Annotated in this window: 25 protein-coding genes; 12 read left to right on the top strand and 13 right to left on the bottom strand. The window is 57.4% G+C overall.

Annotation, left to right across the window (positions count from 1 at the left end):
* Positions 1-405 precede the first annotated feature (405 nt).
* The gene (locus BLT77_RS18670; RefSeq protein WP_090368217.1) at positions 406-627 is read right to left on the bottom strand and encodes a hypothetical protein; all 222 of its coding nucleotides are present in this window, start codon (positions 625-627) and stop codon (positions 406-408) included.
* Positions 628-757: 130 nt separating this feature from the next.
* Positions 758-973: a hypothetical protein gene (locus tag BLT77_RS18665; protein WP_090368215.1), complete on the bottom strand. Its 216-nt coding sequence runs from the start codon at positions 971-973 to the stop codon at positions 758-760.
* 292 nt (positions 974-1,265) lie between these two features.
* On the opposite strand from BLT77_RS18665, the gene BLT77_RS18660 reads away from it, so the two are divergent.
* Positions 1,266-2,240, top strand: coding sequence for an integron integrase (locus tag BLT77_RS18660; protein ID WP_090368213.1), 975 nt, complete (start codon positions 1,266-1,268; stop codon positions 2,238-2,240).
* 232 nt (positions 2,241-2,472) lie between these two features.
* Here BLT77_RS18660 and BLT77_RS18655 read toward each other — a convergent pair whose 3' ends face one another.
* The 3 genes from BLT77_RS18655 to bioA form a co-directional block, all read right to left on the bottom strand.
* Complete coding sequence (locus BLT77_RS18655; protein ID WP_090368211.1) at positions 2,473-2,838, bottom strand: MmcQ/YjbR family DNA-binding protein; 366 nt, start codon at positions 2,836-2,838, stop codon at positions 2,473-2,475.
* A gap of 12 nt (positions 2,839-2,850) precedes the next feature.
* Complete coding sequence (locus BLT77_RS18650; RefSeq protein WP_090368209.1) at positions 2,851-3,291, bottom strand: hypothetical protein; 441 nt, start codon at positions 3,289-3,291, stop codon at positions 2,851-2,853.
* Between the two features lie 99 nt (positions 3,292-3,390).
* The gene (gene bioA, locus BLT77_RS18645) at positions 3,391-4,659 is read right to left on the bottom strand and encodes an adenosylmethionine--8-amino-7-oxononanoate transaminase (RefSeq protein ID WP_090368207.1); all 1,269 of its coding nucleotides are present in this window, start codon (positions 4,657-4,659) and stop codon (positions 3,391-3,393) included.
* Positions 4,660-4,828: 169 nt separating this feature from the next.
* Between bioA and bioB the strand changes: the two genes are divergently transcribed.
* Genes bioB through bioD form a run of 4 tightly spaced genes read left to right on the top strand, consistent with a single transcriptional unit; the run spans position 4,829 to position 8,434 of the window.
* Entirely contained in the window at positions 4,829-5,821 is a 993-nt protein-coding gene (gene bioB / locus BLT77_RS18640; RefSeq protein WP_218126959.1) for a biotin synthase BioB, read from the top strand.
* A complete protein-coding gene (gene bioF, locus BLT77_RS18635) occupies positions 5,808-6,977 on the top strand; it encodes an 8-amino-7-oxononanoate synthase (protein ID WP_090368203.1) in 1,170 nt (389 codons plus the stop codon). Before bioB ends, bioF begins: the two co-directional genes overlap by 14 nt.
* Positions 6,967-7,767, top strand: coding sequence for a malonyl-ACP O-methyltransferase BioC (gene bioC, locus BLT77_RS18630; RefSeq protein WP_090368200.1), 801 nt, complete (start codon positions 6,967-6,969; stop codon positions 7,765-7,767). The genes bioF and bioC overlap by 11 nt, the downstream gene beginning before the upstream one ends.
* Positions 7,757-8,434: a dethiobiotin synthase gene (gene bioD, locus BLT77_RS18625; RefSeq protein ID WP_090368198.1), complete on the top strand. Its 678-nt coding sequence runs from the start codon at positions 7,757-7,759 to the stop codon at positions 8,432-8,434. Before bioC ends, bioD begins: the two co-directional genes overlap by 11 nt.
* 47 nt (positions 8,435-8,481) lie before the next feature.
* On the opposite strand, the gene BLT77_RS18620 is transcribed toward bioD, so the two are convergent.
* Together BLT77_RS18620 and BLT77_RS18615 are read right to left on the bottom strand one after the other, a co-directional pair.
* Positions 8,482-8,865: a hypothetical protein gene (locus tag BLT77_RS18620; protein WP_090368196.1), complete on the bottom strand. Its 384-nt coding sequence runs from the start codon at positions 8,863-8,865 to the stop codon at positions 8,482-8,484.
* 15 nt (positions 8,866-8,880) lie between these two features.
* Positions 8,881-9,192 (bottom strand): monooxygenase, encoded by a 312-nt coding sequence (locus BLT77_RS18615; RefSeq protein ID WP_090368195.1) that lies wholly within the window; start codon positions 9,190-9,192, stop codon positions 8,881-8,883.
* A gap of 160 nt (positions 9,193-9,352) precedes the next feature.
* Between BLT77_RS18615 and BLT77_RS18610 the strand changes: the two genes are divergently transcribed.
* Entirely contained in the window at positions 9,353-10,255 is a 903-nt protein-coding gene (locus BLT77_RS18610) for a LysR family transcriptional regulator (RefSeq protein ID WP_090368192.1), read from the top strand.
* A 102-nt stretch (positions 10,256-10,357) separates the two neighbouring features.
* On the opposite strand, the gene BLT77_RS18605 is transcribed toward BLT77_RS18610, so the two are convergent.
* The 3 genes from BLT77_RS18605 to BLT77_RS20120 all read right to left on the bottom strand — a co-directional run bounded on the left by BLT77_RS18605 (position 10,358) and on the right by BLT77_RS20120 (position 12,573).
* On the bottom strand, positions 10,358-11,239 hold the full coding sequence (locus BLT77_RS18605; protein WP_090368190.1) for an alpha/beta hydrolase family protein: 882 nt from the start codon (positions 11,237-11,239) through the stop codon (positions 10,358-10,360).
* Between the two features lie 250 nt (positions 11,240-11,489).
* Positions 11,490-12,203, bottom strand: coding sequence for a creatininase family protein (locus BLT77_RS18600; RefSeq protein ID WP_090368189.1), 714 nt, complete (start codon positions 12,201-12,203; stop codon positions 11,490-11,492).
* Positions 12,204-12,384: 181 nt separating this feature from the next.
* The gene (locus BLT77_RS20120) at positions 12,385-12,573 is read right to left on the bottom strand and encodes a hypothetical protein (RefSeq protein WP_143026686.1); all 189 of its coding nucleotides are present in this window, start codon (positions 12,571-12,573) and stop codon (positions 12,385-12,387) included.
* Between the two features lie 843 nt (positions 12,574-13,416).
* Here BLT77_RS20120 and focA point away from each other — a divergent pair.
* The 5 genes from focA to BLT77_RS18570 all read left to right on the top strand — a co-directional run bounded on the left by focA (position 13,417) and on the right by BLT77_RS18570 (position 19,571).
* Entirely contained in the window at positions 13,417-14,853 is a 1,437-nt protein-coding gene (gene focA, locus BLT77_RS18590; protein WP_090368185.1) for a formate transporter FocA, read from the top strand.
* Positions 14,854-15,049: 196 nt separating this feature from the next.
* Complete coding sequence (locus BLT77_RS18585) at positions 15,050-16,213, top strand: glycosyltransferase family 4 protein (protein WP_090368183.1); 1,164 nt, start codon at positions 15,050-15,052, stop codon at positions 16,211-16,213.
* A 122-nt stretch (positions 16,214-16,335) separates the two neighbouring features.
* Positions 16,336-17,265: an NAD-dependent epimerase/dehydratase family protein gene (locus BLT77_RS18580; protein ID WP_176819389.1), complete on the top strand. Its 930-nt coding sequence runs from the start codon at positions 16,336-16,338 to the stop codon at positions 17,263-17,265.
* A gap of 10 nt (positions 17,266-17,275) precedes the next feature.
* Positions 17,276-18,397, top strand: a complete 1,122-nt coding sequence (locus BLT77_RS18575; protein ID WP_090368179.1) for a DegT/DnrJ/EryC1/StrS family aminotransferase — start codon at positions 17,276-17,278, stop codon at positions 18,395-18,397.
* Positions 18,398-18,470: 73 nt separating this feature from the next.
* On the top strand, positions 18,471-19,571 hold the full coding sequence (locus BLT77_RS18570; RefSeq protein ID WP_090368177.1) for an NAD(P)/FAD-dependent oxidoreductase: 1,101 nt from the start codon (positions 18,471-18,473) through the stop codon (positions 19,569-19,571).
* Here BLT77_RS18570 and BLT77_RS18565 read toward each other — a convergent pair.
* The 3 genes from BLT77_RS18565 to BLT77_RS18555 all read right to left on the bottom strand — a co-directional run bounded on the left by BLT77_RS18565 (position 19,568) and on the right by BLT77_RS18555 (position 21,305).
* Positions 19,568-20,155 carry a hypothetical protein gene (locus tag BLT77_RS18565; protein WP_143026685.1) on the bottom strand — a complete coding sequence of 196 codons (588 nt, stop codon included), beginning with the start codon at positions 20,153-20,155 and terminating at the stop codon, positions 19,568-19,570. The two genes, BLT77_RS18570 and BLT77_RS18565, sit on opposite strands and share 4 nt — an antisense overlap.
* A gap of 380 nt (positions 20,156-20,535) precedes the next feature.
* A complete protein-coding gene (locus tag BLT77_RS18560; RefSeq protein WP_090368174.1) occupies positions 20,536-20,928 on the bottom strand; it encodes a DUF805 domain-containing protein in 393 nt (130 codons plus the stop codon).
* Between the two features lie 65 nt (positions 20,929-20,993).
* Complete coding sequence (locus BLT77_RS18555) at positions 20,994-21,305, bottom strand: hypothetical protein (RefSeq protein ID WP_090368172.1); 312 nt, start codon at positions 21,303-21,305, stop codon at positions 20,994-20,996.
* A 343-nt stretch (positions 21,306-21,648) separates the two neighbouring features.
* Here BLT77_RS18555 and BLT77_RS18550 point away from each other — a divergent pair, with 343 nt between their 5' ends.
* A complete protein-coding gene (locus tag BLT77_RS18550) occupies positions 21,649-21,948 on the top strand; it encodes a hypothetical protein (protein ID WP_090368170.1) in 300 nt (99 codons plus the stop codon).
* The last annotated feature ends 3 nt before the right edge of the window (positions 21,949-21,951 follow it).

Genomic DNA, 21,951 nt, shown 5'->3' with positions numbered 1-21,951 from the left:
ACTTAGCCCAGCGGTTTGAGCCCGAGGGGCAAGTTCGCCTCGGCTAATAACCTGAATTATCACTCTGATGAGACAAACCGGCGGCAGCGGTGAGAGCAATCCTCGACGGCGTTAGGCGTTTAAACGCGCGCTCCTAGAATGAGGCAAAGCTCCAACGGCGCAAACAAGTAATGCGGATAACCAAACCCGCGAATATCAGCAAGGTCAACCGCCGAACATTGACTTGCCAAAGGTTGCTCATCAGGGTGTCCACGCCGGCCTTTTGGGGCCCGGCATGGACTGATCTGTGCCTATTGACAGGGGGAATCATATCAACGCCCCGCTCAGTGGCGGCAACAAGCCGGTTAAAATCTGCGAGGGACGAGCAACACCGGCGACTGTTGACGTCCAGACTGAAGCGGCTTGTTATATGCTAACTATGTCCAAATCTGCATCATCCGGTCTAAATAGCTCCAACCAAAGAGTAGAGCCATCATCATCCGAGCACTCAAGATCAAAGGCATCATCATAGACATCTACCACCGTCGCAACATCTCCTGCTCGAGGCGCACGCGTTCCAACGCTCAAGTCACTGTGCTCAAATTGCTTCTTGAGCCTCTTTATTCTAACAACTGAGTATTGCTTCATTGCGATTCCAATAGGCATATAACGCCGCAAACAACAGCGCATAGGGTGGCAGTGTTTTTGCGGGCTTTTTGTTTTAGCAAAAACGATGACAGCCGTTATGCGTCTGATTGCTTTGCCTTGTTAGTTGCATTTAAGTTAAATCAATTTCTTTATCATCAGTTAACTTATCAATACCTGCACCGATTGTTTCACCAATTTGCTTTCCTTTCATTGCACCAGTCGGGCCACCTGTTACATAGCCAATCCCAGCACCAACAACGGCTCCCGCTTTAGTTGCCGCTTTTTTTACGACAATACCTCCTGGCAAATTTACAGTGACCTTATTTGTAAATGGCAGTTTAATCATAATATAAATCCTTCTGTTGATCTCATTTTAAATATAAAGAGTTAGAAGCAAATGAGAAGCAACTAACAGCTTATTATGCGGCGATTCGCCGCCTTTCATCCAACAAAACCTTGCCGCCTATCCGCCACAGCCAGGCTTCCCCCACTTGTAATTAAAACCCTATAAATCAACATGATAGCACTAAAACATCGGTTTCTTGTCTCGCTCATTTGGCACGCAAGGCGGATCCAGCTTGCAAAAAAGCGGCGCTGACCTATAACTGTATATTTATACAGTTATCAGGAAAAGTTCTATGGCTTCACCTTTCATCGCTTATCTGTCCGAACGGATGCGTATGATGCGTTATCGGGAAAACACCATCCGAACCTACACGTTATGGATAAAACGCTATGTGAATTTTTGTGGTCAGCAGCACCCTGTCGACGTGAATGAACAACAACCGGAGCGGTTTCTGTCGTTCCTGGCCTCTGAACGCAATTTGTCTCCAGCAACTCAGGCCATCGCTCTGAATGCGTTGGTATTTCTCTATCGGGACATTCTCGATAAGCCTCTGTCACTCACCCTCGAGTTTCAGCGGAGCCGGCGGCAGCCGAAACTACCAGTCGTGCTCACGCGTACCGAAATGGCTGCACTGCTTGCCCAGGCCTCTCCTCGGTATCTGTTACCCATGCAGTTGATGTACGGCAGTGGCCTTCGAAAGAGTGAGGCGTACCGCCTCAGGGTCAAAGACATCGATTTTGACTATTCGGGAATTCAGGTGTGGGACAGCAAAGGGGGCAAGCACCGCCGGGTAACCCTGGCTCACGAGCTCCACAACTCACTCAAAGTACAGATTGGAGTGGTGCGACAGTATTTAAAGCAAGATCTCAAACGCCCCGAATACAGAGGTGTCAACATGGCGTATGCGCTGGCGAGAAAATTCCCCAACGGCCGGTTTGAGCCGGGATGGCAATTTCTGTTTCCTTCAACGTCGCTCAGCATCGACCCTGATGGGGGCGCCCTTCGCCGGCATCACATTCATCCATCCAACCTGAGAAAAGCGGTAAAGCACGCCGCCCGCCTGGCCGGTATCGAAAAAGAGGTAACCTGCCATACGTTGCGCCACTCGTTTGCCACCCACCTGTTGCAACAGGGAACCGACATTCGCACCATCCAGGCGCAATTGGGACACAGCAACATAAAAACCACTCAAATTTATACCCATGTGCTGCAGATGGGCGCCGATGGCGTCACCAGCCCTTTAAGCCGGCTGACCAGTCAGAAGTAAGCAGTCACAAACCGATATACTATTGAATTACAAGCAAATTACATTATTGCGGTTGGAAAGGTTAGCACAGCTCCGCCATGTCGCCCCCCAAGCAGGAGCCACAGAAATGCTGACACGGCCGAATTGATAAAGCGGAATCACTGTAGCGTAAAAACGAGGTGACCGACAAACAGTTATGTTTATCAGTGAGATAACAACCCAGACAGAGTTGATCTGCGACAGGGAAATGAGACTAAAGCTGTATCTCCACCGAGGTTCGATACCGCTTGGGAAGGGATTTCACCACCAACACAAATGAATTATCGATCATCCGCTCAATCTCGCCCTGAGGAACGGAACCATCCAGTATCACGGTATTCCAGTGCTTTTTGTTCATATGGTAGCCGGGAATCACGGCCTTAAAAATATCCCTCAGTGCCAACGCTTCGTCCGGATCGCATTTCAGGTTCATCCAGAAATGGCTTTTGTCCTGCCCCAGCGACAAGGTGGCAAACATCTTCCCTTTCACCTTGAACACCTCCACCTCCGGGCCAAAAGGGGTATCCAGCAGACAGTTGGGTTTGTTCAGCAGATAATCACGAACAGTTTGGTGATTCATTAGGCTCCCTCATTATTCGTCGGTCAGTTTATTGCGCTCAGTCATAATGGCAGCGACCACCTCATCGGGGCAATCGGTTCCCAGTCGAATGATCTTGCCACAACGCAGCATCAGCTCAACCGAATAGTGGCCCGATACCTGGTAGGCCCAGCCACTGCGCCCCAGATGCACAGGCCAACGGCCGTCCTGATCGCGGCTGACCACCGACACAGCATCAATCTGGTTGATTCGAATCTGACGTCGCCACACCCGCGGTCCGAAGTACCAGCGCACAAACCCCTGATGAACTTCGATGGTGAGTGAGGAAAACAGCGCCCCCACCACCAACACCAGCGACGACAGCAACAGTACCGGCAGGCTGTCACACCCCTGCCACCAAAACGTGACGATCAACAGGCTGAGTCCAACGATCATCCACACGCTGAACTGCGTCCTGCGATACAGTCTGCCCATCACCCTCTCCCTAGCTACATGGCCTATCCCTATGCTAAAGAAGCCGGTTCGATGGAATGTTGATCCTACGCAGAGTTGCATTCGTTAAGTCGCAATCAATCACTCGGCCAGGGCCGTTGCAATCGCCTCCACCAACCGCTTTAGCTGTGATTCTTCAATGACATAGGGCGGCATAATGTAAACCAGACGCCCAAAGGGTCGAATCCAGACGCCCTGGTCGACAAAACGCCGTTGGATCTCGGCCACGTTAACCGGCTGATGGGTCTCCACCACGCCAATGGCCCCCAACCAACGAACCGACTTCACCGCAGCCAGCTGTGCCAACGGCGGTAGCCACTGTGCCAGCCTGGCTTCGATGTTCGCCACCTGGGCCTGCCAGTCGCCCCGGCTCACCAGCTCCAGGCTGGCATTGGCAACGGCGCAGGCCAACGGGTTCCCCATAAAGGTAGGCCCATGCATAAAGCACCCGGCTTCGCCGCTGCACACGGTGTCCGCCACGGTTTGGGTGGCCAGGGTAGCCGACAGCGTCATGTAGCCACCGGTCAGGGCCTTGCCCAGACAGAGAATGTCCGGGCTGATGCCGGCGTGCTCACACGCAAACAGTTTGCCGGTCCGGCCAAATCCGGTCGCGATCTCATCACAGATCAACAGCACTCCGGTGTCATCACACAGCTGCCGAACCCGGCGCAGGAATTCGCGGTGGTAGAAGCGCATGCCTCCTGCCCCCTGAACTATGGGCTCCAGAATCACCGCCGCCAGTTGATTCTGGTGGCGATCGAACTGACGCAGAAAGTCCTCAAAGTCGGCCTCGTTCCAGGGCTCGAAGAAACCGCCCTCGGGCGAGTCGGCAAACACGTGCTCAGGCAAAAAGCCTTTATAGAGGCTGTGCATGGAGTTATCCGGATCGGTCACCGACATGGCGGCAAAGGTATCACCATGGTAGCCATGACGCAGAGTCAGAAAACGAGGCCGGCTTTCACCTTTGGCCGCCCAGTATTGCAGCGCCATCTTCAACGCCACCTCTACCGCCACCGAACCGGAGTCGGCCAAAAAGACTTGCTGCAGCGGCTCAGGCGTCATTGCCACCAGTTTTTTGCACAGGGACACCGCCGGCTGGTGGGTGATGCCGCCAAACATCACGTGCGACATATTGGCCAGTTGTCCGGTCACGGCCTGGTTGAGGTGCGGGTGGTTGTAGCCGTGTATGGCAGCCCACCATGAGGACATGCCGTCGATCAGGGTTCGGCCATCCTCCAGTTGCAACTGCACCCCGGAGGCCGATACCACCGGGTAACAGGGCAACGGGTTCAGGGTCGAGGTGTAGGGGTGCCAGATGTGTTGCTGATCAAACTCGATGTCGATGGTCATTTTTTAACCGCTTGTAAAGGTAACAGTTCCCGCTTGGTTGACAGTTTATCGACTTGGTTTAGACTAGCCAAGAAGAAACCGATAACTACAACCTTTTTGGGGAACCGCCGTGGAACTGCGTCACAACTGGACCAGAGAAGAAGTCGATACGCTCTTTAATCAACCCTTTATGGATCTGCTGTTTCAGGCCCAACAAGTGCACCGCCAACATCACGATGCCAACAAGGTGCAGGTCAGCACCCTGCTGTCCATCAAGACCGGCGCCTGTCCCGAAGACTGCAAATACTGCCCGCAGAGTGCCCATTACCGCACCGACATCGACAAAGAGCGCCTGATGGAGGTTCAGCAGGTACTGGAATCTGCCGAGAAAGCCAAGGCCGCCGGCTCACAGCGCTTCTGTATGGGCGCAGCCTGGAAAAACCCCAAAGCCCGTGACATGCCCTACCTGGTAGAGATGATCCGCGGCGTAAAATCCATGGGCATGGAAACCTGTATGACCCTGGGAATGCTGGACGCCGAGCAAGCAGGCGAGTTAGCCGATGCCGGCCTGGACTACTACAACCACAATCTGGACACCTCGCCGGAGTTTTACGGCAACATCATTACCACCCGCACCTACCAGGATCGCCTCGATACCCTCGGCCACGTGCGGGACGCCGGCATGAAGGTCTGTTCCGGCGGCATCATCGGCATGGGTGAAAGCGCCAGTGACCGCGCCGGTCTGCTGGTGGAGTTGGCCAACCTGCCGACCCACCCGGAAAGCGTTCCCATCAACATGCTGGTGAAGGTGAAAGGCACACCGATGGAAAATCTCGACGACGTCGAACCCTTCGACTTTATTCGTCTGGTGGCCATTGCCCGCATTATGATGCCCAAATCCGCCGTCCGTCTGTCGGCGGGGCGGGAGAACATGAACGAGCAGATGCAGACTCTGTGCTTCATGGCCGGCGCCAACTCGGTGTTTTACGGCTGTAAACTGCTGACCACTCCCAATCCAGCCGAGGATAAAGATCTGCAACTGTTCAATAAGCTGGGGATCAACAGCGAAGACCGGGTGCAAAAACCCGATGCCGTCGAGGCCGAAACACTGATGGCCCAGGTCAAACACAACATGGCTGCTCGCCCCGGTGCCGACGATCTGTTCTACGATGCCAGCCGCTAATCCACTGGCAACGCGCATCCGCGCCGCCCTGGCGGCGCGGGATGCGCAAGGGTTGTACCGACACCGGCAGGCCATTCAACGCCTGGATGGCGGCCAGATTCTGGTTGATGGCACTCCCTATCACCATTTTTGCGGTAACGATTACCTGGGTCTGGCGGAATCGTCGCGACTCACCGAGGCCTGGAAGCGCGGCTTGCGCCGTTTTGGTGCCGGCAGTGGCGCCTCACCGTTGGTCACTGGCCACCACCAGGCCCATCAGCAGTTGGAACAGACGCTGTGCCAATGGCTGGGGTTTGAGCGGGCACTGCTGTTCAGCAGTGGCTTTGCTGCCAACCAGGCGGTCATTCACGCCCTGATGCAAAAATCCGACCTGCTGCTTCAGGATCGCCTCAACCACGCCTCCTTACAGGAAGCTGGCCACCTGTGTCCCGCTACCCAGGCCCGGTTTGGGCACAACGACTGCGACGATCTGGAGCGCCGCCTGGTTCGCGCCGATCCCGAACAGGCAAAACTGGTGATCACCGAAGGGGTGTTCAGCATGGACGGCGATCGCGCCCCGTTGGCCGACATCGCCACGCTGTGCAAGCAGCATCAGGCCTGGCTGATGGTCGACGATGCCCACGGTTGCGGCGTGCTGGGGCAGCAGGGCCGCGGCAGCTGCGATGCCGCCGGCATTCAGCCGGATCTGCTGCTGGTGACCTTTGGTAAAGCCTTTGGCTGCGCCGGGGCGGCCTTGCTGTGTCGCCATGAGGTGGCCGAGTATCTGACCCAGTTTGCCCGCCACCTCATCTACTCCACGGCCCTGCCACCGGCCCAGGCCTGCGCCATCGGCGAGGCCATCGACGTGCTCAAGCAGGAGCCCTGGCGCCAGCAACGACTGGCGCAGTGGCAGCAGCTTTTGCAGGCCACTCTGGATCCCGACATTCCCCTTTGCCACACCGACACCCCCATCCAGCCGCTAATGGTGAGCGACAGCCAGCGGGCGCTGGCGTTGTCCGAGGCTCTGCGGCGCAAAGGCTTTTGGGTCAGTGCCATTCGGCCACCAACGGTGCCCGCCGGCAAAGCCAGGCTGAGAATCACCCTGAGTGCCGCCCACAGCGAACAACAGGTACGGCAACTGGCCGCAGCGATCAACGAGGCCTGGCATGAACAGTAAAGCGCAACTTCAACCGGTCAAACACGATAAAGGCGCCGTCGGCGCCGCCTTCAGTCGCGCCGCCCAAGGCTACGACAGCCACGCCGCGTTCCAGCGCCAGGTGGGCGAGCGCCTGCTCACCCTCGCCGGGCCCCAGGCCATCGGCCGCTGCCTGGATCTCGGCTGTGGCAGCGGCTATTTTTCCGAGCAGCTGCACGCTCAGGGGCATCAGATTGTTGCCCTGGATTTGGCGATGGCCATGGCCACGGCCACGCAGCAGCGCTGTGATGCCGCTAAAGTGGTGGTGGCCGACGCCGATGCCCTGCCAATGCAGGACAACACCGTCGATCTGGCATTCAGCAACCTGGCCCTGCAGTGGAGCGATAACCTGCAGCTGGCGCTGTCCCAACTGAAACGGGTGGTGAAACCCGGCGGGCGACTGCTGTTTTCAACCCTGGCCACCGGCTCCCTGACCGAGCTGGATCAGGCCTGGCAACAGGCTCATGGCCGCCACCACATCAACCGGTTCCTGAGTCCCGATGCCATTCGCATGCAGGTGGCCCAGGCGGGCTTTTCCCCGTCACAGTTGATGTTCGAAACCATCACCCTGCACTACCCCAGCGCCCTGGCGGTAATGAAGGCACTGAAGGGCGTCGGCGCCAACCACCTCAATCATGGCCGGGCACCGGGACTGACCGGCAAAGGCACCCTGCAGCGCCTGCAGCGGGCCTACGCCACCCAGGCCAACAGCCATGGATTATTACCCCTGACCTACCAGGTCTGCTTTGGAACTCTGACCAATGACGCTTAAGCTGTTTGTCACCGGTACCGACACCGACATCGGTAAAACCCTGGCCGCCAGAGCCCTGCTGGAAGCCGGCCGCAAACAGGGCCTGGCTACCGCCGGTTATAAGCCCCTGGCGGCCGGTTGTGAACCCGGAAAGCAGGGCCTTGAGAATGGCGATGCCCTGACCCTGCAGGCCGCCAGCTCACTGACGCTGGCCTACGACCAGATCAACCCCTACGCCTTACCCGAGCCGCTGTCCCCTCACCTGGCCGCCCGCCATCAGGGCATCACCATTGACACCGCCCGGCTGACTCGCGGACTCGCCGAGTTGGACCAGATTGCCGATTTGGTGGTGGTGGAAGGCGCCGGCGGCTGGATGGTACCGGTGAATGACAACGACACCCTCAATCACTGGGTGGCCGATCAGCAACTGCCGGTGGTACTGGTGGTGGGGATCAAGCTGGGCTGCCTGAACCATGCGCTGTTGTCGCAGAGGGTGATCGAAGCCGACGGTCTGAAACTGGTGGGCTGGATAGCCAACCACGTCGATCCCGGCAGCGCCTGCCAGCAGGAGAACGTCGACTACCTGCGCCGCCACCTCAAGGCGCCGCTGTTAGGAAGGATCCCCCACCTGGCCGACCCGAATCAGCCACTCGATGGGCTCATCGACCTGTCGTCCCTGCTAGGCTAAATGCAAAACGCTCCCGCCAAACCGGGAGCGTTTTTTCTTTGGAATCCCTAACCCCGCTCGGCGCGTTTCAACGCCCAACTCAACCACACCACGATGCCGGTAAAGAACAGGGGATCGCTCCAGCCAAAGCCGGTAAACAGCCCGGTCAAACAGGCATACAGGGTCACCGCCGCGCCAATAAGGTTGGTCCATATCAGGCTTCTCAGCAGGGTAAGAACTGCGGCACTGCCTGGCTCAAACCGGGAAAACTGCCAACCTATAATGGCGATGCCGGCCAGAAAAATGCTGTTGTGCTGGGACAAAAATACGCTGTATTTGTCATCGATCATCAACCCATATTGCGGCCACAGCCAAGCGGGGATCAGCGCCAGCAATACCGCAAACACGGCGTAGATCAGGCTGTGCAGTTGTAACACTCGGTTGGCAGACATCGTTTCTCTCCTGATTTAGGCCGGCTTGACCGGGCCATGGTTAATGGCGGTCAACGCCTCGTTGATGTGAAACACCTTGCCGGTGATTCCCTGTACGCCCATCTGTTGCAGACGGGCAGTATGCATCGCCAGATACGCTTCGGCGTTGGCCTGGTGATCAAACAGGTACACCCCTCCGGCTTCCTGAGTCTGCTCATTGACGGTCCAGACCTTCCACACCATGCCCGGCTCATCATTAATGGACGCCGCCAGGGCGCTCAGTTGCTCGGTCATCCGCTGGTCAAAAGGGCCAGCATAGGGAAAGTCCACTTGCAAGATTACAGCCATGATGTCACTCCTCAATCCTCATTATCGGGTTCGGTGGCCATCGCCGGGCTCTCCGCAGGGAAAGCCGGGCCCAGGCAACCGATGTCGGACACCATGTTGAACTCAAAATTATGTACAATAAAGTTCAATAATCCGCACCCAAGTGTCTAGAAATTCCACCATGAGTTTAAAAACCACTTTAGATCAATGGCACACCCTACAAGCGGTGGATCAGGCCGGCAGCATCCAGGGCGCCGCCGCCGTGCTCAACAAAAGCCATACCACCCTGATTTACGGGATCAAAAAGCTGGAAAGCCAGTTGGAAGTACAGCTGGTTCAGGTGGTGGGGCGACGGGCGGTGCTGACTGAGCAGGGGCAGGCGCTGCTGCGCCGGGCGGCGCCAATGCTGGAGCAGGCCAGGGATCTGGAATGGATGGCCCGGCAACTGGCCGAGGGCGCCGAGGCGCAAATCACCCTGGCCATGGACCACCTGTGCGATCGCCGCTGGTTATACCCACCGCTGTCCCGGTTTATGGCACGCCACCCCGGTACCTCGGTCCGGGTTCGGGAAACCTCGTTGACCGGCACCCGCAACGCGGTGGCGCAGCAGCGCTGCGATCTGGCCATCATCAATGTGCCTATGGGCAACCATCTGGCGGAGGCCTTTGGTAACGTCACCATGGTGCCTGTGGTGGGCAGTCACCATGAGCTGGCCAACCGCTCTGAACTCAACAATGACGATCTGACCAGTCAGACCCAGATCGTCATTCGAGACCTGGGCGCCGACGAACAGGCCCAGGATGTCGGCTGGCTGAAAGCGCAGCAGCGCCTGACCGTCGACAACTTCGACCATGCCTGGGAGGCGCTGATCGCCGGCGCCGGCTTCTGTCGTCTGCCCGAACACCTGCTGGCACAGCGGCCCCCTAACAGCTTTGTGCGACTCAATCTTGAAGGCGGCCGCCGCTACCAGGTGCCGGTGCACCTGGTCCGGCCCAAACAGGCCCGCACCGGCCTGGCGGCCAACGCGCTGTATCAGGAGCTGATGCAGGATGCCGGGCCACGGCTTACGGCGGGGAACAACTGAACAACCTTACTCACCGTCTGCCTATTCAAGTCATTTGTACACCACTGGGGTTTTAGCACGACACCGAATCCTGCCCGGTGACAATCCACTGTCACAGCAGTGTCAGCCACACAAACGACGACTGCTGCTGTTCAGCTGCAGTTCCGGCAACAGGGCCGAGGCCCACAGGTTAGACAGAAAACGGGGTCGGAAAAACCCCAGGTGGCCGACCCGGCGCCCGTCGCAATCCTCGCGACTGAGGTGGTACATGGTCACCTGAGTGCCGGTAAAAAAACCGTGCAACGAGTCGATGTTCGTGCGGGACAACAGTTCGTCATCCTCGAAACTGATGGCGGTGATCGGACAGGCCAGAGCAGCGTATCCGGCCTTAATTGGCTCGCCCTCCACTCCTACCGCATACCGTGGATGCAGGCACCAGCGGCGCCACTGGCGCATCACCGCCCCGGGGAGATCCCCCACCATCTTTAGCCGGGCACCGGGGAAATACCCCAGAACCGCAGTGGACAACGGTGCCAGCACGTACCACAGCAACCAGACTCGACGCTTCAACGAAGGGGCGTTGTCCAGCCAATAACCGCTGCCGCAGGCGATGGTAATCACCTTGGACAACAGTCGGGCGTTGGGGATCATCCCCAATAGCTGCCCGCCTAAACTGTGGCCAATCCAATACAGGGGGTGAGTACTGTCATGGCGGTAGGCCGCATTGATGACTGCGGCGCAATCGAAACGGGCCCAGTCCATCAGGTCCACGCCACAGCGACTCAACGGTCCCTGCCAGGAGCGGCCGCAGCCATAGTAGTCAAAGGTAATGACCCGGTAGCCCTGCTCGGACAACCAGCAGGCCAGTGGTTGATAAAACTCCTGTTCCACCCCCATGGCGGCGGCCAGAATCACCGTCGCCACGGGTTCGTAGTCCGGACAGTACCAAGTGGAGACGATTTCATAACCGCCCCCGGTGATTAGTGGCTGCAACTCCTTTTGCATGCCCAGCTCCTTGCTATGATTTAACACGATTCGAACTGCCCTGATTTAGGCAAACAGTGTCACAGGCTTGTCTCTGTTGGAAGGGTACGGAGCGGGCGCCGATCAAAGCCGATCTCGCCCCAAAGAGGGATAGGATCGCTAACCACCAGCACTCCGTTGCCTGTGTTAACGCTGCCTAATATACGCTCTCGGCCAAGCGGGGGCAAAGACTAAAACCCTTGCGTAACCAATATGCTAGCATTCGCCGACGTTACGGCAGGGTCAGGAAATACTGCAGATCTTTCGCAACCACATTGGCAATGGCCTGCAGAAACGCCTCCCCTTTGGCGGCGCTGGCTTTGGATGGAAAGCCAATGATACCGGACTCGGTATAGCCCTTCATGCCGGTCAGGGTCAACAACGGCCGTTCGTCGTGCTGGTGATCCTGCATCGGTTCAAGGCGCAGGTATTCCGGTGCTACCGCCATCAGTACCGAGGTCTCAAATTCACCACCGTGCATGTCCTGATGCAGACTGGTTTCGATCCCCGCCAAATCCGCCGCCTGTTGATGATGCTGACGGGCAGGCAGCAGCAGCACCTGGGCGTCATCCACATTTTGCTGCTGAGCAAAACTGTTGACCACGTAGTTACCGCCATGGCCATTCACAATGACTAGCTTGCGACATTCGGAGTGCTTCAGCGCCGCCAGCGTATCGGACAGTATGGACAGCAAGGTGGTCGCCGATACCCAGGCCGTGCCGTAAAAGCCGGCGTGCTCATGGGAACAGGATACCGTCACCGGGGACAACATCGCCCCGCCGTGTGCCTGGGCAATCCGGTGACCAACCGCACAGGCGATCAGGGTATCGGTGACCATCGGCAGGTGGGCGCCGTGCTGCTCAAAAGCCCCAATGGGCAAGACCCAAAACTCCGGCTGCTGATGCTCCAGCTCCGGGGAACTGACATTAGGCAACACCCAATCCATATCGGTCACTCCTGATGGTAAATCGCTATCCTAGCCTGTCCAGATCATCGCTGCTGTGGCCAAAGTCGACTCATGAAGACGCCATAGCACTGGAATCATGAAAAAGAGTCTCTGCTATTACAAGAATGCCGGGAAATCGCCACCAACAGCGACAACCGAAGCGACTCTGGCTGCATCATCATTAACCAGTGGCGCAGGAAAACAGCGACTGAATATGGCACCGACCACACCACAGGCGCCGGAAAAGGCCCGCGACCCGAACATCAAGGGATTGTCCAAGGCCGCCCCGAATCACCGACACCGACACCGACACCGACACCGACACCGACACCGACACCGACACCGAAGGAGAACCCTGTACCAGATTCACAACAACTTCGATTTTACTGATGCTGCCGCCAACGTTTTTGATAGTTAATCCGGAAAATCCTGATTGCCGTTCGAGGGAGAGGCCACGCCTGCCCCAGCCCTACTTGATCCCGCTCACGATCGCCGCGGCGATCAAAAGCGAAAGTTATCAACCAATCAAAATCAAATATGCAAATTATTTTTTGATCGCATATCAATAATCTTGATACTCAATTCGGCAACAGCATCTCCCCTACTGCGCCCCCTTTTTACCGCAGACCAACAAACAGCCCAATTTGATGTCTGACTCACCTTTTACCCCGGTCACCTGCCGGGCGAGTTGCGGCCAAAGCCAGTAAAAACGGGGCAGCCCAGCAACAGCCACCGCCACAACGTGATCCACATCACACTACAGGAATGCCCGATATCATCACTAAAATAGTCAACACAGCCACACATCATCAAATATTTCGATCACCCGAGTACCCCCCGTGCCAACACCAACCAATAGCTCCCCTCTCCCCAGTCGCCGACATTTAGGTGCCTTTCGGTCAACAATGGCCAGCAAAACCCAGATAACACAGTAATTAGCGAACAATCCCTGAAAAAACCCCCCGCCAAAGCCCGATGACAACGGGATCCGTACGACAACCCACCACAGCACCAGGACCGTTATTCGGTAAAAACCCAACAGCATATGAATCAGTTTTATTTATCAAGCAGCATCATTAAATCAATTTTAATTTAAGCAATTCCGATCATAACGTGAATGGGAAACTTCAACGACACACCCAACCGTGACACAAGGGGGAATAACAGTGACAAACGAGATCACCATCACACCAACACAGCATAAGGCGGACCGATGCTGACCGCCGTACCCAGCTCCCCACAACGGGACACCTTGCTCAGTGGTGCCGAACATTTCGGTCACAGCAAGCTGGGGAAATCCGCCAGCCGAGTGTTCGCCCTGGCCGTGATGGCCGGGTTGTACATCGGTATCGCTTTCACCTTTTACATCACCGTTGTTACCGGCTCGAGCGGCATGCCCTGGGGGCTGAGTCGCCTGCTGGGTGGCCTGGTATTTAGCCTGGGGCTGATTCTGGTGGTGGTCTGTGGCGCAGAGCTGTTCACCAGCACCGTGTTGACCATCATTCCCTGGGCCAACGGCGAGATCAGTGGACGACGCCTGCTCAGCCATTGGGGACGGGTGTTTGCCGGCAACCTGACCGGCGCCCTGTTGCTGGTTGCGCTGTTGATCACGGCAGATCAGGCCAGCCAGTTTGGCGGCCAGTGGGGGCTTCAGGTCATGAACGTCGCCCAGCACAAACTGGAACACAGCTTCTGGCAGGCCGTCGCCCTGGGCGTACTGTGTAACCTGCTGGTATGTCTTGGGATCTGGATGAGTTTCAGTACTAAGGACCCGGTCGGAAAATCTCTGTTGCTGATTCTGCCGGTAGCGATGTTTGTCAGTACCGGATTTGAACACAGCATTGCCAACCTGTTTCTGGTGCCTCTGGGCATCGCCATCCACAGTCTGGCAGACGCCGCCTTCTGGGCCGGTCTGGGGGTCAACGCCGATCAGTTCGCCGATCTGACCGTCCGCCATTTCTTAATCAACAACCTGATGCCGGTCACCCTCGGAAACATCATCGGCGGCGGCGTCTTTGTCGGTCTGGCCCACTGGTGGATCCATGGCCGCCACACGCCCGCTTCTGACACCCACACTCACTCGAATTCTGAATCCAAAGGAAACCACACCATGACTTACACCACGACCCCGCTTACCGCTGCCGACCTGTGCGATCACCAGCCACTGATGCTGACCCCGACCACCAACGTGGCCGAGGCCAGTCAAGCCCTGTTGCGTCAGGGCCGTGCCGCCGCTTTGGTGCTGGATGGCGACCGTCCGGTGGCCATCGTCGATGACCAGGATCTGCTGCGAGCGTTCTACCTGTCTGAGTTTGAAGATACCCAGCTGATGGAAATCGCCAAGGTGATGCAGCCTCTGACGTTCTCCTGCAGCACCGACGAGCCGCTGACCAAACTGGCCTGCCGCCTGGCCGTGGACGAAGACAAACTCTACCCGGTCAGCTCCAGTGGTTATCTCACCAGTTTCAATGTGGAAAACATTGAGCAACGCGCCATGAATGCGGTCCCCAGAGCCAATGCCCTGGTGGCGGTGATGGATGGCAAAAGAGTGGTCGGAGTTATCGACCGTCGAAAAGTACTGGCTGCCCTTGCCGGAGAGCTTCAGGCAACGCAAGCCACTGATATGCGAGGTGAAGCAAATGTAGCTTAAGCCAATCGTGTTAGCCAGCGGTACGTCGCACCCCGCTGGCTAACAGAATTATCCGTCCCGGTTTGGCGCATCTGTTCTATCTTTTGAAGGTGCTCATATCAATGCGGTTCGCGCCGATGCATTGATTTTGCCGTTTTTATAGGGACTCAGTATCGGCCAGGATGGGCTTTCACTGTGTGACTTCAGGGCCGCTCCTATGCACCAGCCAACGCTCAAGGTGGCGCACATCGTTCGTCAATTTCACCCCGGTGTTGGCGGGCTTGAAAAGTTCGTCATGTCCCTTGTGCAAGCACAGCGCCAGGCGGGTGTAAATGCCCGGGTCATCTCCCTAAACCGCCTGTTTCATCAGCACCATACGCCCTCTCTGCCTCAAAACGAGATCATCAATGGCATCGAGGTCAAACGCATCGGTTACCAGGGCAGTTATAAATACCCCATTGCACCGGGGGTGTTGTTTGCCATCAAAGACGCCGACATCGTCCACGTTCATGGCATCGACTTCTTCTTCGATTACCTGTCTGCTACCCGCTGGTTCCACCACAAACCCATGGTGGTCAGCACTCATGGCGGTTTCTTCCACACTCAGTTCGCAGCTCGGCTGAAACGACTCTATTTTCGCACCATCAGCCGCTGGGCGATGCGCGGCTATGGCCGGGTACTGGCCATCAGCAACGGCGATTTCAGCACCTTCAGGAAGATCTGCGATCCGGAGCGGTTGCTGCTGGTGGAAAACGGCGTCGATATCGACAAGTTTGCCAATGCGGCGGCCCCCAGGTTGACACGGAACCTGTTGTTCATCGGCCGCTTCTCAGACAACAAACGACTGGATAGGTTGCTGGATACCTTTGCCCAACTGTGCCAACACCACGATGGCTACCATCTGGATATTGCCGGCCGAGACTGGGACCACAACCTAAGCCGGCTGCGCCGTCAGATCTCGGCGCTGGGCCTGCAGCAGAGTGTCAAGATTCACATCGGACTCAGCGATCAGGCCATGATCGAGTTGATACAACACAACAGTTTCATTACCAGCGCCTCTGAGTACGAGGGCTTTGGCCAAACCCTGGTGGAGGGCATGGCCGCCGGACTGATCCCCATCGCCTCCGACATCGACAGCTTTAAACGGGTGGTCGACAAAGCCGGACTGGGGCTCACTGTGGATTTCAGTCGCAGCGACGGCGCCCTGCGCATTCACCAATATATCGAGCAGTGCCTGGCGAAACCGACCTCGCCCAGACAAAAGGCGATACAAGCGGCGCAGCAGTTTTCATTCACCCAGTGCAGCAACACCATCATTCGAGTGTACCTGGATCTGATCAACCGGCATGACATGCCTTTGAATAACAAAATGCTGAACTAAAATTAGGCCTTTAGCTATTACGGCCCTCCACAGGATGTGTACGCGAGTTCACCGGTAACTGATGGCAATCAGTGATGCTGTGTGAACGCAAACTAAACAGCGAATCACCCAAGGAGCACATCATGCCACAGCACGTGCTGGTGACCGGCGGCGCAGGCTACATCGGTTCCATTCTGGTTCCCAAATTGCTGGCCAGGGGCGACACCGTCACCGTTATCGACTCCCTGATGTGGGGGATTGGTCCCATGCTGTCTTTCCTGGGTCACCCCAACCTCAGTGTCGACTACAACGATGCCCGCAAGGAGTCCAACCTCCGCGAGCACCTGAAGCGGGCGGATACGGTCATCAACCTGGCCGCCATTGTGGGCTACCCCGCCTGCCAGCACCATCCGACTACCGCCAAGGAAACCAACATCGGGGTGGTGGCCAACCTGGCCCGGCACATGAGTCCTTCTCAGCAACTGATACAGGCCTCCACCGGCTCCACCTATGGCGCGGTCGAGGAGTTGTGCACCGAAGACACCCCCATCAACCCCCTGACCCTATACGGAGAAACCAAGGCAGAAGCGGAGAAATACGTGCTGGATGCCGAGGGCATCCCGCTGCGATTCGCCACCGTGTTTGGGGTATCGCCGCGAATGCGACTGGATCTGCTGGTGAACGACATCGTCCATCAGGTGGTGCATAACCGTACTTTTGTGATGTACGAAGGCCACGCACGGCGCACCTTCCTGCACAGCACCGATGCCGCCAACAGCATCCTGTTTAGCATGGATCATTATGATCAGATGAAAGGCCAGCCCTACAACGTCGGCGACGAGTCGCTGAATTTCACCAAGCTGGAGATCGCTCAGATGGTGAAGCAGCAGTTTGACTACTATCTGCATCAGGCAGAGTTTGGTGAAGATCTCGATAAGCGGGATTATGCCGTCAGCTATCAGCGAATTCGATCGCTGGGATACCGCGCCAACGTCAGCATGGAGCACGGCATTGCCGAGCTGCTCAAGGCCTGTCCGCTGATCAAACCCTTCTCCATCTATCGCAATTTCTAAGGAGCCGTCCATGATGCAGGATGATATCCCCTGGTCCCGACCCGAGGTCGGCGATGATGAACTCAATGCCATTGCCGCCGCCTTTCGGGATGACTGGCTGACCATGGGGCCCAGGGTGGCCCGCTTTGAACAGGCCATGGCGAAGCGAATGCAGGTGGAGCATGCCGTTGCCGTCTCCAGCGGCTCGGTGGCGCTGGACATCGCCCTGAAAGTGCTGGGCGTCGGTCCCGGCGATGAGGTCATCGTGCCCGCCATCACTTACTTCGCCACCGCCGCCGCCGTCTCCAGGGTCGGTGCTACGGCGGTGTTCGTCGACGTCGACAGCCGCAACCTGAATCTCAACCCTCAGCTGATTCTGGAAGCGATCTCGCCACGCACCAAAGGGCTGGTTTACATCGACTACGGCGGCTTGCCAGCAGACAGCCAAAGAATCATGGATCTGGCGGATCAACTTGGGTTGTTCGCTCTGCAGGACGCCGCCCACTCCCTGGGGGGACGCTACCTGGGTGCACCGCTAGGCAGTCAGGCCGGCATCAGTACCATGAGCTTTCATATGGCCAAAACCATGACCACCATCGAAGGCGGTATGATTTTCACCCATCACAAGGCCCATGCCGATGCGATGAGGGTATATCGCAATCAGGGCGAGTCCGGAAAATACCTGCACGCCCGACTGGGCTACAACGCCAGAATGAACGACATCATGGCCGCAGTGGGCCTGACCCAACTGGAAAAACTGGATCGTTTCCTGGAAGGGCGCCGCCGGGTTTCCAACGAGTACCAGCGCCACTTTGACGCCGTGGGCATCGACACTCTCAACAACCCGGTTGCCGACAGCGACGCCGCCCACTTTCTCTACACCATACTGATCGACGATCGGGATCAGGTGGCCAGGGAACTCAAAAGCCAGGGCATCGACACTCGAATCTGCTACCCGATGCCGTTGTACCGCCAGGAGGTCTATGCCGATGGCCATGCCCCCTGCCGGGCCCTGCCCTGTCCGGTGTCTGAATCGGTGTCGCAACGGGTATTGAACCTGCCGCTGTTTCCCTCTATGAGCCAGGCGCAGATTGAGCGGGTGGTGCTCGCGGTGGAACGCCAGCACCGGCAGCGGCTGGTCAGCGGGTTATAACAAGCCTGCGCTATCCGGACAGCGACAAAGCCAGTATGCTGACATCAGGTAAAGAGTAACAGTTAGGGTTCCCATGGAGAGACTCGATACCCTGGTGGTGGGCGCCGGTGTGGTGGGTTTAGCCATTGCCCGGCAACTGTCCATGGCCGGGCGAGAGGTAACGATCATCGAGCAGGAGGGGGCCATCGGCACCGGCATCAGTTCGCGCAACAGCGAGGTGATTCATGCCGGCTTGTACAATCCGAACCGCTGGCTGAAGACCACCCTCTGTGTGCGAGGCCGCCACCTGCTTTATCACTATCTCGAGCAAAGGGGGCTGCCTCATCGGCGCTGCGGCAAACTGGTGGTGGCCACCGACGCGCAGCAGTTACCCCAACTGCTGGCGCTGTTTGACCAGGGGCAAGCCAATGGCGTTACCGATCTGCGCCTGCTCAATGCCGATCAGGCCCGTGAGCTTGAGCCGGCACTGCGTTGTCACGGCGCCCTGCTAAGCCCCTCCACCGGTATCCTCGATGCCCACCAGCTGATGCTGGCCCTGCTGGCCGATGCCGAAGCCGCCGGCTGCGACCTGGCGCTGAAACAGGGGATGGCATCGGCCAGGGCGCTTGAAACGGGGTTTGAGGTAACCCTCAGCGACGGCTATCGAATCCACTGTGAGACTCTGGTGCTGGCCACCGGCCTCAACAGCATCAGCGCACTGCGCCGCATCACCGGCATCCGCCAGCCCAGGGTGCAGCCCGCCTTCGCCAAGGGCAACTACTACCGACTCACCGCCGCCTCGCCGTTTCAGCGTTTAATCTATCCCCTGCCCGAACCCGGAGGGCTGGGCATCCACCTGACACTGGATCTCGACGGCCACGCCCGCTTCGGCCCCAACGTGGAATGGTGCCAACTGCCGCACTCCATGCGGGCCACTCCCGGCCTCGCGACGCCGTTTTGTGAGTCGATTCGACGTTACTGGCCCGATGCCGACGCCGCTCTATTGCAGCCGGACTACGCCGGCATTCGGCCTAAGCTGTGTGGCCCGGGGGAGGCAGCGCACGACTTTGCCTTCTGGGGGCCGGATCAGTTGGGGGGGGCCAATATGGTGGCGTTAGGGGGGATAGAATCGCCCGGACTGACCAGCGCCCTGGCCATTGCCGAGCATGTACAGACGCTGTTGACGGGGTCTTAAACTAAAGAGCAGATCAACCGAAACTGGTAATAACCGTCCGCTTTGCCCAGGTAGGCCAGCTTGGCACGCTCGCCATCGGACTCGAAGATCGCCTCGTCACCCACTTCAAAGTTAGCGCGGCGACCGGCCAGGCTGGTGGTAATGCGGGAGCCGAACTCGCTGGTTACTGAAAAGGTGATGTCGTCACCACAGAGTGACGCAGCCTTCTTCTTCGGCAGGATAAAATCGGGAAAACTGTTGATCTGGGCCAGCCGCTCTTTTTCCGCCAGCCACAAAAAGTTGCTTTCAATGGTATTGGTGAAATAGCTGACCTGACTCAGGTTAGCACTCAACCGACTGGCCAGGGCTTGAATGTTGTTAACCACAGACGACAGCTCCGGGTTCGGGTTTTGCAGCTGAGTCAGCTTATCAAGCTCCCTCATCAGCGCTTGCTGATCAGACTCTACACTGCTGGAGACCTTGCGTACCTCCGAGTTGATCAGCTCTACCGGCTGGCTGGAGACGAAACTGGACACCTCGGTGGCGCTGATTCCCAACAGCACCCCGGCCACCACCATTATTGCCCCATTCAACATCCGATTCATGATTGCTCTCCCTGTCATCATAATCCAGTTCATCCTTGAACTGCTGTCACCGTTACCACCAGATTGGAGCAGGTTTCGATTGATGGCTGGCGGCAAATACTCCACCGCCGTCATCATTGTGGCATAGCTGGGGCTGACGACAAGGTCAAACAACACCGAGTATCCGATGTAGTACAGGATAACGGACGAATTTTAGCCGACCCGGCCCCATATTATCGGTCAAATACCTTGGAACCGTCGCCATAACCGTTAAAGGCCGAATCCCATAGGCGCAGGTCATTGGCGCGGCGTCAGCCATCGTGGCAGAACCTCATCAGGCAGACTCCCGAATCGAGCATCAGCACCCGTTCCAATCTGCACTGCTGCAATTAACGGGGCGACTAAAACGCCTGGGTCTGGGCCGCCGAATCTGTATGACGGGGATCATCACCATACTCATTCGCCTCACGCTGGCCGCTGAGCGCCATAAACACCAGCAGGACAATCACGCCGACGAGGGGAATCAGCAGCAACAGCAGCCACCAGCCACTGCGCCCGGTATCGTGAAGCCGGCGAACCGCCACCGCCAGGCTGGGAATCAATACCGCCAGAGAGTACAGAGCCCCTAACAGGCCGGTGCCGGCCTCCGGGTCGAAGGTGCCCATGCTGCTGTCCACCAATGCCAACGTCAACGCGATCAAGATGTTAAACAACACAAAAAACCAGTATTCCCGGCGACGGGCCCGACCACGGAAGACCGCGTATTTTTTCAGTACAGTAAGATACCAATTCATCTCGCTTCCCTTTAGATGCATTCACCCGGAGTCGGCCCGGGCAGCCGTGAGTTGCCCCCTGGCCGTCAGCGCTGGCACCAGTAGCGGTCGCCGGGCTGCCAGGGCGTTGGCTCCAGCGCCTTCAGCACTCCGCCACACCCGCGAAACAGAGGTAACCGACGCCAGTCCGACACGCCGTTGGGCGTCTGGCTGTCAAACCACAGCCCGGCGAAATGAACAAAGGCGTGCGGCATCAACCGTCTGATGTAAAAAATCTGAGCAGAAGGACACTGCTGGTTCACCAACTGAGCCCAGTCAAAACACCGTCCCCGATTAATGGCTTCCGGTGTAATACGCCAGCGGCGACACACGCTACCGGTAACCCCTTCAAAGGCCATCCTGGCCCTCCTTGGTCTGACAATACGCAGGTCGTATAAATCTGCACCACCTCAAAGCCGGCGTCAATCTACTTTGGCCCACTCATGCCAGACAAAAACATCAAATACCGCCCACAACTTAAGACCACCTTAAGCGGTGATTACGTCAAAATTTTATTCACCAACGATACAGAAGCTTACCCCCAATTCCGCCCCAGGCCAGTTTCAAAACCCGGACAAGGACGGTCAACTTTTCTACACTAAGGGCCTCACCTAAAGGAATAGCCCCGCTCATTGACGTCGATCGGGGGGAGGCAGGTTGTTGAGCATGGACGCGCTGTGATTCTCCGACAAGGACAGCAGCATGGACAGACTCAAGTACGCCGCGGACTGCATGAAGCTGGCAGCCGACCATCAAGGGGTGGGAAACCACTCCGAGGCCGGATTCTGGTTGAAAGTCTCTATCATGATTCGAAAAGGGGAAGTGAATACCGTCGAGCAGCTGGATCAGTTGTCTGAGGCCATTAACAAGTTGCAACTCCCCCAGCCGAACTGCGGCCCGGTAACCGGTGCCGCCGGAAGAAGCTTTGGCGTCACCCCGACCACCACTCTGATCTACCTGGCAAGATTTAAGCGCCGTAACCAGAAACGACTGCAGGCCTGATGC

Source organism: Ferrimonas sediminum, from assembly GCF_900100175.1.
In the GTDB taxonomy this organism is placed as follows: Bacteria; Pseudomonadota; Gammaproteobacteria; order Enterobacterales; family Shewanellaceae; genus Ferrimonas; species Ferrimonas sediminum.
Note: the sequence above shows the minus strand (reverse complement) of the source record. Positions and strands in the feature narration are given on the sequence as shown.